At 60.7% G+C, this 13,083-nt stretch carries 16 protein-coding genes; 15 read left to right on the top strand and 1 reads right to left on the bottom strand.

Annotated features, from left to right (window positions below):
• Positions 1 to 4: 4 nt before the first annotated feature.
• The 15 genes from fliH (at position 5) to flhB (ending at position 12,301) form a co-directional block, all read left to right on the top strand.
• Positions 5 to 805 (top strand): flagellar assembly protein FliH, encoded by an 801-nt coding sequence (gene fliH / locus ACA057_RS07910; RefSeq protein WP_497347274.1) that lies wholly within the window; start codon positions 5 to 7, stop codon positions 803 to 805.
• A complete protein-coding gene (fliI, locus tag ACA057_RS07915; RefSeq protein WP_497347276.1) occupies positions 795 to 2,153 on the top strand; it encodes a flagellar protein export ATPase FliI in 1,359 nt (452 codons plus the stop codon). Before fliH ends, fliI begins: the two co-directional genes overlap by 11 nt.
• Positions 2,154 to 2,159: 6 nt before the next feature.
• Positions 2,160 to 2,609, top strand: coding sequence for a flagellar export protein FliJ (gene fliJ / locus ACA057_RS07920; RefSeq protein WP_497347278.1), 450 nt, complete (start codon positions 2,160 to 2,162; stop codon positions 2,607 to 2,609).
• A gap of 191 nt (positions 2,610 to 2,800) precedes the next feature.
• On the top strand, positions 2,801 to 3,106 hold the full coding sequence (locus ACA057_RS07925) for an STAS domain-containing protein (protein ID WP_497347280.1): 306 nt from the start codon (positions 2,801 to 2,803) through the stop codon (positions 3,104 to 3,106).
• Positions 3,103 to 4,818, top strand: coding sequence for an ATP-binding SpoIIE family protein phosphatase (locus ACA057_RS07930; protein WP_497347282.1), 1,716 nt, complete (start codon positions 3,103 to 3,105; stop codon positions 4,816 to 4,818). The genes ACA057_RS07925 and ACA057_RS07930 overlap by 4 nt, the downstream gene beginning before the upstream one ends.
• Positions 4,819 to 4,848: 30 nt before the next feature.
• Positions 4,849 to 5,196, top strand: coding sequence for an Hpt domain-containing protein (locus tag ACA057_RS07935; protein WP_497347284.1), 348 nt, complete (start codon positions 4,849 to 4,851; stop codon positions 5,194 to 5,196).
• Positions 5,197 to 5,301: 105 nt separating this feature from the next.
• Complete coding sequence (locus ACA057_RS07940) at positions 5,302 to 6,657, top strand: flagellar hook-length control protein FliK (protein ID WP_497347286.1); 1,356 nt, start codon at positions 5,302 to 5,304, stop codon at positions 6,655 to 6,657.
• Between the two features lie 233 nt (positions 6,658 to 6,890).
• Positions 6,891 to 7,391, top strand: coding sequence for a flagellar basal body-associated protein FliL (gene fliL / locus ACA057_RS07945; protein WP_497347288.1), 501 nt, complete (start codon positions 6,891 to 6,893; stop codon positions 7,389 to 7,391).
• Positions 7,392 to 7,400: 9 nt separating this feature from the next.
• Positions 7,401 to 8,369, top strand: a complete 969-nt coding sequence (fliM, locus tag ACA057_RS07950; protein ID WP_497347290.1) for a flagellar motor switch protein FliM — start codon at positions 7,401 to 7,403, stop codon at positions 8,367 to 8,369.
• Between the two features lie 70 nt (positions 8,370 to 8,439).
• Complete coding sequence (gene fliN / locus ACA057_RS07955) at positions 8,440 to 8,898, top strand: flagellar motor switch protein FliN (protein WP_008151080.1); 459 nt, start codon at positions 8,440 to 8,442, stop codon at positions 8,896 to 8,898.
• Complete coding sequence (gene fliO, locus ACA057_RS07960) at positions 8,899 to 9,345, top strand: flagellar biosynthetic protein FliO (protein ID WP_497347292.1); 447 nt, start codon at positions 8,899 to 8,901, stop codon at positions 9,343 to 9,345. It abuts the gene before it with no gap.
• On the top strand, positions 9,345 to 10,103 hold the full coding sequence (gene fliP / locus ACA057_RS07965) for a flagellar type III secretion system pore protein FliP (protein WP_497347294.1): 759 nt from the start codon (positions 9,345 to 9,347) through the stop codon (positions 10,101 to 10,103). The genes fliO and fliP overlap by 1 nt, the downstream gene beginning before the upstream one ends.
• Complete coding sequence (fliQ, locus tag ACA057_RS07970; RefSeq protein WP_007948918.1) at positions 10,100 to 10,369, top strand: flagellar biosynthesis protein FliQ; 270 nt, start codon at positions 10,100 to 10,102, stop codon at positions 10,367 to 10,369. The genes fliP and fliQ overlap by 4 nt, the downstream gene beginning before the upstream one ends.
• A gap of 3 nt (positions 10,370 to 10,372) precedes the next feature.
• Positions 10,373 to 11,158 carry a flagellar biosynthetic protein FliR gene (fliR, locus tag ACA057_RS07975; RefSeq protein WP_497347296.1) on the top strand — a complete coding sequence of 262 codons (786 nt, stop codon included), beginning with the start codon at positions 10,373 to 10,375 and terminating at the stop codon, positions 11,156 to 11,158.
• A 3-nt stretch (positions 11,159 to 11,161) separates the two neighbouring features.
• Positions 11,162 to 12,301, top strand: a complete 1,140-nt coding sequence (gene flhB, locus ACA057_RS07980; protein ID WP_497347298.1) for a flagellar biosynthesis protein FlhB — start codon at positions 11,162 to 11,164, stop codon at positions 12,299 to 12,301.
• 108 nt (positions 12,302 to 12,409) lie between these two features.
• On the opposite strand, the gene ACA057_RS07985 is transcribed toward flhB, so the two are convergent.
• Positions 12,410 to 12,964, bottom strand: coding sequence for a cytochrome b (locus ACA057_RS07985; protein WP_497347299.1), 555 nt, complete (start codon positions 12,962 to 12,964; stop codon positions 12,410 to 12,412).
• Positions 12,965 to 13,083 lie beyond the last annotated feature (119 nt).

The following is a 13,083-nucleotide window of genomic DNA, read 5'->3' on the forward strand; positions in this document are numbered from 1 at the left end:
CACTATGTCGTCCAAACATGATGAGTCCAACACCGACCTGATCCGCGGCAAGGACGTCGGCGTCGTCGACGTCTGGTCGCTGCCCAGTTTCGATCCCCACGTGCCGGAGCCCGAGCCTGAACCCGAGCCCGAGCCGCCGGAAATGGAAGAAGTGCCGCTGGAAGAAGTCCAGCCACTGACCCTCGAAGAACTCGAAAGCATTCGTCAGGAGGCCTACAACGAAGGCTTCGCGACGGGCGAGAAAGAAGGCTTCCACAGCACCACGCTCAAGGTCCGTCAGGAAGCCGAAGTGGCCCTGGCCGCCAAGATCGCCGGGCTGGAAGCGCTGATGGGGCATCTGTTCGAACCCATCGCTGAACAGGACACGCAGATTGAAAAGTCCCTGGTCGACCTCGTGCAGCACATCACCAAACAGGTGATCCAGCGCGAACTGGCCATCGACTCGACGCAGATCGAACACGTCATGCGCGAGGCGCTCAAGCTGTTGCCGCTGGGCGTGGGCAATGTGCGGCTGTACATCAATCCGCAGGATTTCGCACAGGTCAAAGCCCTGCGCGAGCGCCATGAAGAAACCTGGCGCATCGTCGAGGACGAGGCGTTGTTACCCGGCGGTTGCCGGGTCGAGACCGAACACAGTCGGATCGACGCCACCGTCGAAACCCGTGTGGCGCGGGTCATGGACAAGCTCTTCGATCAGTTGCACGAACAGGCACTGCACCCGGCCGCGCCGGACCTGAGTCTGGAGCTGCCGATCGACACCCAACCTGCGGCCTCCGCCGGCCTGGACGCTCCTGATGCGCCTTGATCGCACCAGTTTCGCCAAGCGCCTGGGCAGTTACGCTGAGGCTGCCACGCTGGCCGGCGCACCCATCCTTGAAGGTCGTTTGCTGCGCATGGTCGGCTTGACGCTTGAAGCCGAAGGCTTGCGCGCCGCCATGGGCAGCCGCTGCATGGTCATCAACGACGACAGTTATCACCCGGTGCAGGTCGAAGCCGAAGTCATGGGCTTTTCCGGCAGCAAAGTCTTTTTGATGCCGGTCGGCAGCGTCGCCGGCATTGCGCCGGGCGCACGCGTGGTGCCGCTGGCGGATACCGGTCGCTTGCCGATGGGCATGAGCATGCTCGGGCGGGTGCTTGACGGCGCCGGTCGCGCACTGGACGGCAAGGGCGGGATGAAGGCCGAAGACTGGGTGCCGATGGACGGCCCGACCATCAACCCGCTCAAGCGTGAACCGATCAGCGAACCGCTGGACGTGGGCATCCGTTGCATCAACGGTTTGTTGACGGTCGGTCGCGGTCAGCGGCTCGGGCTATTCGCCGGTACCGGCGTCGGTAAGTCTGTATTGCTGGGCATGATGACGCGCTTCACCGAGGCCGACATTATCGTCGTCGGGCTGATCGGTGAGCGGGGTCGCGAAGTTAAAGAATTCATCGAGCACATCCTCGGTGAAGAAGGGCTCAAGCGTTCTGTGGTGGTGGCCTCACCCGCCGACGATGCGCCGCTGATGCGTCTGCGCGCTGCAATGTATTGCACGCGCATCGCCGAGTATTTTCGCGACAAGGGCAAGAACGTCCTGTTGCTGATGGATTCCCTGACCCGTTTCGCCCAGGCCCAGCGCGAAATCGCCCTGGCCATCGGCGAACCGCCCGCGACCAAGGGGTATCCGCCGTCGGTGTTCGCCAAGTTGCCGAAACTGGTGGAACGGGCCGGCAATGCCGAGAAGGGTGGCGGTTCGATCACCGCGTTCTACACCGTGTTGTCCGAAGGTGACGACCAGCAGGATCCGATTGCGGACTCGGCGCGGGGTGTGCTCGACGGGCACATCGTGCTGTCGCGGCGTCTGGCCGAGGAAGGGCATTACCCGGCCATCGATATCGAAGCGTCGATCAGCCGGGTCATGCCGTCGGTGGTCACGCCCGAACACATGATGCGCGCGCAGTATTTCAAGCAGCTGTGGTCGCGTTACCAGCAGAGTCGGGACCTGATCAGCGTCGGCGCCTATGTCGCCGGCGGTGACCGCGAAACCGATCTGGCGATTTCCCTGCAACCGCAGTTGGTCAAATACCTGCGCCAGGGCTTGAACGACAGCATCAGCCTGGGCGAAAGCGAAGCCTATCTCGGCTCGATCTTCGCCCCTGCGGCGGGCGGCTAACCGGCCATGGCCCAGAGCCGAGCCGCGCGCCTGGCCCCTGTGGTCGAGATGGCTGAAAAGGTCGAGAAGGCTGCGGTCCAGCGCCTGGGCCACTTTCAGGGTCAGGTGCGTCTGGCGGAAAGCAAACTCGCCGACCTTGAGGCCTTTCGCCTCGACTATCAGGAACAGTGGATCGTGCGCGGCAGTGGCGGCGTATCGGGCCAGTGGTTGCTGGGCTATCAAGGTTTCCTCGCGCAACTGGGGACCGCCATCGATCAGCAGCGCCAAAGTCTCGCCTGGCACCAGAATAATCTGAACAAGGCGCGGGAAACCTGGCAACAGGCGTATGCCCGGGTCGAAGGTTTGCGCAAATTGGTCGAGCGTTATGCCGATGAGGCACGACGGCTGGAGGACAAGCGCGAGCAGAAGCTGCTGGATGAATTGTCCCAGCGATTGCCGCGTCAGGATCCGTATTGAATCAGGTAAGACCGCGTTATCGTTCTTCGCGGGCAAGCCTCGCTCCCACAGGTTTTGCAGTGATCTTGCAGGAGCGAGGCTTGCCCGCGAAGGCGTACTCCAGGATTGTGCCAATCAACAGCCTTGCCCCCATCCCTGCCAAGTGCTAAACCTTCTACACGTACGTTCTCCAATGACAAGGAAGCCGTTAAATGTCAGTTGTCACAGAAGTCTCCCCGGATGGGCAAAAGCTGACGATATCGATCAAGGGACGATTCGATTTCGCCAAGCATCAGGAATTTCGCGAATCCTACGAAAACCTTCAGCCAAAACCCGAATCCTTCGAAGTGAACCTGAAGGACGCCACCTACCTCGACAGTTCGGCGCTTGGCATGTTGTTGCTGTTGCGTGATCACGCCGGTGGCGAGAATGCCGAGATCACGTTGACCAATGCCAACGCCGATGTGCGCAAGATTCTTGCGATCTCAAACTTCGAACAAATTTTCGACGTGGCGTGACTGCCGTGCAGTCTACGTCCGAATCGCTGACGATTCTGATCGCTGAAGACAGCGCGGCTGATCGCATGCTGCTGTCGAGTATCGTCCGTCGCCAGGGCCATGACGTGCTGACGGCCACCAACGGTGCCGAAGCGGTCGAAGCGTTTCGCCAGCAACGACCGCAACTGGTGCTCATGGACGCCATGATGCCGGTGATGGATGGTTTCGAGGCGGCCCGGCAGATCAAGGCGTTGGCCGGGGAAACCCTGGTGCCGATCATCTTTCTGACCTCGCTGACTGAAAGCGAAGCCCTGGCCCGTTGCCTGGAGGCGGGCGGCGACGACTTTCTGGCGAAACCCTACAACCAGGTGATTCTCGCCGCCAAGATCAAGGCGATGGATCGCTTGCGCCGGTTGCAGGCCACCGTGCTGCAACAGCGTGACCAGATCGCCAGGCACCACAATTACCTGCTCAACGAGCAGCGGGTGGCCAAAGCCGTGTTTGACAAGGTGGCCCACTCCGGCTGCCTGAATGCCCCCAATATTCGCTACCTGCAATCGCCCTATGCGTTGTTCAATGGCGATCTGTTGCTGGCCGCGTTCACCCCGGCTGGCGACATGCATGTGCTGCTCGGCGATTTCACCGGTCACGGTTTGCCGGCCGCCGTCGGTGCCATGCCCTTGGCCGAAGTTTTTTACGGCATGACTGCCAAGGGCTATGGCCTGTCGGAAACCCTGCGCGAGATGAACGCCAAGCTCAAGCGCATCCTGCCGGTGGACATGTTCTGTTGTGCGACGCTGTTGTGCCTGAGTTTTCAGCGACGCTCGGTGGAGGTCTGGAATGGCGGCATGCCGGACGGCTACCTGCACAGCATCGCCAGCGGCGAGCGCACGCCGCTGACGGCTCGGCATCTGCCGCTCGGTGTGCTGAGCGCGCAAACTTTCGATGACCGCACGGAAGTGTTTCCGATGGCGGTCGGCGATCGGGTGTTCCTGTTGTCCGACGGGGTGATCGATACCTGCGACGCCAACGAACAGTTGTTTGGTGTCGAGCGATTGCAGCGGGTATTTGCCGCCAATCGCCAGCCCGACGAGCTGTTCGAAGAGATCGAACAGGCACTGCGCGATTTTCGCGGTGAAGCCCGCGATGATGTCAGCATGGTCGAGGTCAGGCTGCTGGAAGCCGCGCAGGTGAGCCCGCCGGCCCTGGTCTATTCCGACAGCGGCCAGTCCTGCCCGCTGGACTGGTCGGTGAGTTTCGAGTTTCGCGCCGCCACCCTCAAGCGCTTCAATCCGTTGCCGTATTTGTTGCAATTGCTGCTTGAGGTCCATGGGCTGCGGGCGCAGAGTGGGGCGCTCTACAGTGTGCTGGCCGAACTGTATTCCAACGCTTTGGAGCATGGCGTACTGGGCCTGGATTCAAGCCTCAAATGCGATGCCTCGGGTTTTACGCGCTATTATCAACAGCGCAATGCACGCCTGGACGCGTTGCAGGACGGCTTTGTGCGCGTGCATTTGCAGGTGACACCGAAGGGCGAGGGCGGTTGCCTGACGGTTCGCGTCGAAGACAGTGGCAAGGGTTTTGATATTGCGCGCGTGATGGAGCGGCCCGTCGAGGGTGTCCGTCTGTCGGGACGTGGTGTCAGTCTGATCCGTCAATTGGGCCGCAACGCGAGCTGGTCCGACGATGGTCGAAGTGCCCGCGTGGAGTTTTTCTGGGAGGCTCTGGCATAATCCACGCATTCTTGATCAAGGAGTGAGCAAGTGGCTGACACACATCTGGACCGCGACGTGCTGAGCGCGTTGCAAGAGGTCATGGAGGGCGAGTATCCCATGCTGCTCGATACCTTCCTCGCCGATTCCGAAGAACGCTTGAGCCTGTTGCACAAGGCTGAAGATGCCGCGCAGCTCATGAACACTGCCCACAGTTTCAAAGGCAGCAGCAGCAACATGGGCGCCATTCGCCTGGCAGAGCTGTGCCATGAGCTGGAACAGCTGGCCAAGCAGAAAAGTCTCTCGGGCATTGAAAAACTGGTCTGGGAGATCGACGGCGAATTCGCCATTGTCCGACCGCTGTATGAGGCGGAGCGCCAGCGCTCTCTCGCGGATTAAGTCGACCGTCCGGCACTTTTAACGCCTTTGCAGAAAACCTGGCGCGACCTTTGCAATAATCTCCGTCAACTGTACCTACGATCCCAGTGCAGCGGAGACCGTTTCATGCCCGTTACCCCCAATATGCTGCTTCAGGCCGCCGCACAGGCCAAGACTCAGGCCGCTTCCGCCAATACCCCGGCGCAGGCATCTGAGCCCGGGGACAAGGCGTCCAGCTTCGCCAAGGTCTACGCCAATCAAGCCCAGAACAAGCCCTCTGCCGTGACTGACGGCGCGGCGAAGCCGATGCGCGACAAGTCCCCGGACGGTCCAGGCAAAAAGGACGTCAATAACGACAAGTCTGCCGCCCCGGAACCTGCGGTTGCCGATAGCGGCAAATCCTTGCCCGCCGATAAACCGGCACCGGCCAACGACACGACTGCCAGCGAAGATGCGCCGGACACTGCACAGACGCCGGTAGCCGATACCGCCCCGGTCGACCCGGCGCTCGATCCCGCGCTGATGCAAGCGGTTCAGCCGGTGGTGCCAGCGCCCGTGCCGGAAACACCGCTCGTGGCAACCACTGTTCAACCGCCGGTCGAAGTGCCGCTCACTGCGGCAATTACGGCGGCAACGACCACCACCGCCGCGGATCCGGATTTCGATCCTGAAGCCGATCCTCTCGATGCACTGCCAGCCGTGCGCATGGCCCTCGAGGCGAGCGGCCACGTGTCCGCGTCCAGCCAGGCTCAGCCAAAAGCGGCACCGACCTCGGCCCAGGCTCAGGCTGACGGTGAGCTGACCTCGGCGCAGAACTTTGCCGCCGGCATGGCGAGCATGCTCGATGTGCAAGCCGACCAGGACAGCACCGGCCAGGGCGACAAGGCCTTCAGTGGCCTGATCGATGACGGTCTCAAGGACCTGAAGTCGGCGAGCAGTGATACCCGCGTCGACGACTTCGCCAACCGCCTGGCTGCGCTGACCCAGGCCGCCACGCCGAAAACCGCCAATGCCTTGCCGGTCAACCAACCGATCGCCATGCATCAGAGCGGTTGGACCGAGGAAGTGGTGAACCGGGTCATGTACCTGTCCAGTGCCAATCTCAAGGCGGCCGACATCCAGTTGCAACCGGCCGAACTGGGGCGTCTCGACATTCGGGTGAACATGGTGCCGGATCAGCAGACCCAGGTGACCTTCATGAGCGCGCACCCCAGCGTTCGCGAGGCGCTGGACGGGCAAATGCATCGCCTGCGTGACATGTTTGCGCAGCAGGGCATGGGCCAGGTCGACGTCAACGTTTCCGACCAATCCCGGGGGTCGCAGCAAGGTCAGGAGCAGGCTCAGCAGAGTCAAAGTGGACGCACCAGCGCCAGTGGCGGTCGCGTTGACTCGATGGATGACGAGCTTGCCCCAAGCGTTGCTGAAGTGGCGCCCGCGGCAACCAGCGTGATCGGCTCCAGCGCGGTCGACTACTACGCCTGATCAAACGCAAAACCCATGTGGGAGCGGGCTTGCTCGCGAATGCGATTCAACATTCAACATTTATGTCGACTGTGACTCCGCATTCGCGAGCAAGCCCGCTCCCACATTAGGTTTGTGGTGTTTTGTAGATTTCGCTCGAACCCCACCAGTCTCCCTCCCGACACTTCTGGCATAACACTTGCTCTTGCCTTGCCGAGCGACTGTGAAAACCCGAATAGTGACGGATTATTGGCATGGCGAAGAGCGAAGCAGCAGTAAAAGACCCTGCAACCAAAGGCAAACTCAAGCTGATCATTGTGATCGTGGTGGCCCTGCTGCTGGCGATCGGCTTGTCCGTGGGGGCGACCTGGTTCTTCATGCACAGCGCCCAGAGCAAGCCTGCCGTCGCGGCGGAAACCGCTCCAGTCGGCAAGCAGCCAGCGGTTTTCGAGCCGATGGCGCCGGCTTTCGTGGCCAACTACAACCAGAACGGTCGCCAGCGCTACATGCAGGTGAGCATCACCATGCAGGGCCGCAACCAGGCCGATCTGGAAGCGCTCAAAGTGCACATGCCGGTGATCCGCAACAACCTGGTCATGCTGTTCTCCGGGCAGGACTTTGCCACGCTGGCATCGCCGGTCGGTCAGGAAATGTTGCGTCAGAAGGCCACTGCCAGCGTTCAGGAAGTGGCGCAGAAAGAGCTCGGCAAAGTGGTCATCGAACAGTTGCTTTTCACTAATTTCGTACTGCAGTAGGAACACGACATGGCCGTGCAGGACCTGCTGTCCCAGGATGAGATCGATGCGCTGTTGCATGGCGTCGACGATGGTCTGGTACAGACCGATACCGCTGCCGAACCCGGCACCGTCAAAAGCTACGACCTGACCAGCCAGGATCGCATTGTCCGTGGACGCATGCCGACGCTGGAAATGATCAACGAACGTTTCGCCCGCTACACCCGCATCAGCATGTTCAACATGCTGCGCCGCTCGGCGGACGTTGCCGTCGGTGGCGTGCAGGTGATGAAGTTCGGCGAATACGTGCACTCGCTGTACGTGCCGACCAGCCTCAACCTGGTCAAGATCAAACCGTTGCGCGGCACCGCGCTGTTCATCCTCGACGCCAAACTGGTGTTCAAGCTGGTGGACAACTTCTTCGGCGGCGACGGCCGTCACGCCAAGATCGAAGGGCGTGAATTCACCCCGACCGAACTGCGCGTGGTGCGCATGGTGCTGGAGCAGGCCTTCGTCGATTTGAAGGAAGCCTGGCAGGCGATCATGGAAGTGAACTTCGAGTACATCAACTCGGAAGTGAACCCGGCCATGGCCAACATCGTCGGCCCGAGCGAAGCGATTGTGGTGTCGACGTTCCACATCGAACTCGATGGCGGTGGCGGCGACCTGCACGTGACCATGCCGTACTCGATGATCGAGCCGGTGCGTGAAATGCTCGACGCCGGTTTCCAATCGGACCTCGACGATCAGGACGAGCGCTGGGTCAACGCCTTGCGCCAGGACGTGCTCGATGTCGACGTGCCAATCGGTGCCACGGTCGCCCGTCGCCAGTTGCGCCTGCGGGACATCCTGCACATGCAGCCGGGGGACATTATCCCGGTGGAAATGCCGGACGAAATGATTATGCGCGCCAATGGCGTGCCTGCGTTCAAGGTCAAGATGGGCTCGCACAAAGGCAACCTCGCGTTGCAAGTGATCGAGCCGATCGAGCGCCGCTGAGCGGCGCCTCCCACATTCGCTTTTTGACTGACCGCTTCTAATTGAATGGTCGCCCGCCGAGGACAAATTGATGGCTAACGATATGAACACCCAGGACGACCAGGCGCTGGCCGATGAATGGGCTGCGGCCCTGGAAGAAACCGGTGACGCCGGGCAGGACGACATCGACGCCTTGCTGGCCGCCGATGCCGCCAGCTCGCCGTCCAACCGTCTGCCGATGGAAGAGTTCGGCAGCGTGCCGAAGAACAACGATCCGGTCACTCTGGACGGTCCGAACCTGGACGTGATCCTCGATATCCCGGTGTCGATTTCCATGGAAGTCGGCAGCACCGACATCAACATCCGCAACCTGCTGCAACTCAACCAGGGTTCGGTGATCGAGCTCGATCGCCTGGCCGGTGAACCGCTGGACGTGCTGGTCAACGGCACGCTCATCGCCCACGGCGAAGTGGTGGTGGTCAACGAGAAGTTTGGCATCCGCCTGACCGACGTGATCAGCCCAAGCGAACGCATCAAGAAGCTGCGCTGAGTGAAAAAGGTTCTGGGCTTTGTATTGGCATTGCCGTTCAGCGTGATGGCTGCCGAGCCGGTGGCGACTGCGACGGCGGCCGCTGCGCCGGCCGTCAGCAACGGCGTGGCCGGGCAATTGACGCAACTGGTGTTCGGCTTGCTGCTGGTGCTGGGGTTGATCTTCCTCCTCGCCTGGCTGCTGCGCCGGGTCCAGCAGGCGGGGCCGGCCGGCAAGGGGCAGGTGATCGAATTGATCGGCTCCCGTGCGCTCGGCCCGCGTGACCGGTTGATGCTGGTGCAAGTCGGCAACGAGCAGATTTTGCTCGGCCTCAGCCCCGGCTCCATCACCGCGTTGCATGTGCTCAAGGAGCCGGTGCAAGTGCCGAGCACTACTGAAAAAGCGACTCCGGAGTTTGCCCAGCGTCTATTGGAGATGCTCGGCAAGGATCAGAAGGATAAGAAGTAATGGGTGCGTTACGCATCGTCTTGACGCTGGTCCTGATGCTGGCCGCGCCGCTGGCGTTCGCCGCCGATCCGTTGTCGATCCCGGCCATCACACTGGGCACCAACGCACAGGGTGCGCAAGAATACTCGGTCAGCCTGCAAATCCTGCTGATCATGACCGCGCTGAGTTTCATCCCTGCGTTCGTCATGCTGATGACCAGTTTCACCCGGATCATCATCGTCTTCTCGATCCTGCGGCAGGCCCTTGGTTTGCAGCAGACACCGTCGAACCAGATCCTCACCGGCATGGCGCTGTTCCTGACCCTGTTCATCATGGCGCCGGTGTTCGACCGGGTGAATCAGGACGCCTTGCAACCGTATCTGGCGGAGAAACTCACCGCCCAGGATGCCGTGGCCAAGGCCCAGGTGCCGATCAAGGATTTCATGCTCGCCCAGACGCGCAGCAGCGATCTTGAGCTGTTCATGCGCCTGTCCAAGCGTACCGACATCGCCACGCCGGATCAGGCGCCGCTGACGATTCTGGTGCCGGCCTTCGTGACGTCCGAGCTGAAAACCGCGTTCCAGATTGGCTTCATGATCTTCATTCCGTTCCTGATCATCGACCTGGTCGTGGCCAGTGTGCTGATGGCGATGGGCATGATGATGCTCTCGCCGCTGATCATTTCACTGCCGTTCAAGATCATGCTGTTCGTGCTGGTGGATGGCTGGGCGTTGATCATCGGCACACTGGCGAGCAGCTTTGGCGGTGTCTCGCCATGACGCCAGAAGTTGCCGTAGACATCTTTCGCGAAGCGCTGTGGCTGACCACCATGATGGTCGCGGTGCTGGTGATTCCGAGTTTGCTCGTGGGGTTGCTGGTGGCGATGTTTCAGGCGGCCACGCAAATCAACGAACAGACCTTGAGCTTTCTGCCGCGCCTGTTGGTGATGCTGGTGACGCTGATCGTTGCCGGTCCGTGGCTGGTGCAGACGTTCATGGAATACATCCTGCAGTTGTACGGCAGCATTCCTCAGGTCATTGGCTAACCCATGCCGTCGCTGCTGCAGCTGACCGATACCCAGATCAGTACGTGGGTGGCGACGTTCATGTTGCCGCTGTTTCGCGTCGGCGCACTGCTGATGGTCATGCCGGTCTTTGGTACGACCCTGGTGCCCAGGCGCGTACGCCTTTACTTCACCGTGGCGATCACCGTGGTGATTGCGCCCGGCCTGCCGCCGATGCCACCGGTCAATGCGCTGGACTTGAGCGGGTTGCTGCTGATCGCCGAGCAGATCCTCATCGGCGCGGTGCTGGGTTTCTCCTTGCAGCTGTTCTTCCAGGCCTTTGTCGTCGCGGGGCAGATCGTCTCGATTCAGATGGGCATGGGCTTCGCTTCCATGGTCGACCCTACCAACGGCGTGTCGGTGGCGGTGATCGGGCAGTTCTTCACCATGCTGGTGACGCTGCTGTTCCTGGCCATGAATGGCCATCTGGTGGTCTTCGAAGTCCTCACCGAAAGTTTCACCACGCTGCCGGTGGGCAGTGGGTTGATGGTCAATCATTTCTGGGAACTGGCCGGCAAACTCGGCTGGGTCCTCGGGGCGGCGCTGATGCTGGTGCTGCCGGCCATCACCGCGCTGCTGGTGGTCAACATCGCGTTTGGCGTGATGACCCGGGCGGCGCCGCAACTCAACATCTTCTCCATCGGTTTTCCGCTGACCCTGGTGCTCGGGCTGTTCATCGTCTGGGTCGGACTGGCGGACATCATCAATCAGTACCAACCGCTGGCTTCCGAGGCCTTGCAGTGGCTACGCGAACTGGCAAAGGCGCGCTGAGTCATGGCTGAGAGCGAAAGCGGTCAGGACAAGACAGAAGACCCCACGGACAAAAAGAAAAAGGACGCCCGTGAGAAGGGTGAGATTGCCCGCTCCAAAGAGCTCAATACCCTGGCGATCATGCTCGCCGGTGCCGGTGGGCTGCTGATTTTTGGTGGGGCGCTGGCGCAGGACTTGATGGAACTGATGCGCCTGAACTTCACGCTGTCGCGGGAGGTGTTGCTGGATCAGCGCTCCATGGGCACCTACCTGCTGCATTCCGGGCAGATCGCCTTGCTGGCGATTCAGCCGGTCATGATCACCTTGTTGCTCGCCGCGTTGATCGGCCCGATTTCCCTGGGTGGCTGGCTGTTCTCCGCTGGCACCATGGCGCCCAAGTTCAGCCGCATGAACCCCGGGGCCGGCCTCAAGCGAATGTTCTCGTCCAAGGCCATCGCCGAACTACTCAAGGCCCTGGCAAAGTTTTTCATCGTGTTGTTTGTCGCCCTGGTGGTGTTGTCCTCGGACATCGACGACTTGCTGCGCATCGCCCATGAACCCTTGGACATGGCGATCATTCACAGCTTGCAAGTGGTCGGCTGGAGCACCTTGTGGATGGCCTGCGGGCTGATCATCATCGCCGCCGTGGACGTGCCGATTCAGCTTTGGGAAAGCATCAAGAAACTGAAGATGACCAAGCAGGAAGTGCGCGACGAGCACAAGGACCAAGAAGGACGCCCAGAGGTCAAACAACGAATCCGCCAACTGCAACGCGAAATGTCCCAGCGGCGGATGATGGCGGCGGTGCCCGACGCGGACGTGGTCATCACCAACCCGACTCACTACGCCGTGGCACTCAAGTACGATCCGGACAAGGGCGCCGCTCCGGTGCTGCTGGCCAAGGGCAGTGATTTCCTGGCGCTGAAAATGCGTGAAATTGCCGTGGCGAATAATGTGCTGCTGCTGGAGTCACCGGCGCTGGCGCGGTCGATTTATTACTCGACCGAGCTTGAGCAGGAGATTCCGGGTGGGCTGTATCTGGCCGTGGCGCAGGTGCTGGCGTATGTCTATCAGATTCGGCAGTACCGCGCCGGTAAAGGCAAACGACCGGATCCGCTCAAGGATGATCTGCCGATTCCTCCGGATCTGCGCCGGGATTCCTGATTCGAAAATCAAAAGATCGCAGCCTTCGGCAGCTCCTACATTGGAATGCGTTTCCCTGTAGGAGCTGCCGAAGGTTGCGATCTTTTTTCTTGCGCCAACCCTTTCAACTCAACGCCTGATCTTCGGCAGCATCCCGGCCAGGATGTTGTCCTTGTCGATCAGATGGTGCTTCAGCGCAATCAACAAATGCCCACCGACCAAGGCGCCACAGAACCACGACGTCCAGGTATGAATGTACTTGGCCAGGTCGTAGAGGTCGGGATCGGGATCAACCAGCGGCGGCAGGAAGAACAGGCCTGCCACGAGAATGGGTTTGTCTGCTACCGAACTCCAGTACCAGCCGGAAACGGGCGAAGCGATCAGGGCAATGGCATAGAGCAAAACATGGCCGATCATGGCTCCGCGCTTCATCGCCGCCGTCATGCTGTCCGGCAGGGCTGGCGGTCGGTTCTTCAGTCGCCAGGCAACGCGTACGACAATCATCAAGAGCAGCGTACTGGCCAACGCTTTGTGCAAAAAGGTCAGCTCGTGATGCGGGTTCAGCGCATCACGCCAGTGTGTGGCCAGGATGCCCAGCGTCCAGCTAGTCATCCAGACGAGCGCCATGCCCCAATGCAGCCACTTGGCGGTACTGGTGTATTCCGTGGTTTTTATCTCCAGCATTTTTGCTTTTTACCTGTATTGAAAACCTTATCGATTTTCATCGTGAAGAGGTTTCATTAACCCGGTATTAGGAGGCATCGGGACGCCATTGCCCTCCAGATTTTTGTTGGCAGTCCCGA

It is taken from the genome of Pseudomonas sp. LBUM1661 (genome assembly GCF_059695925.1).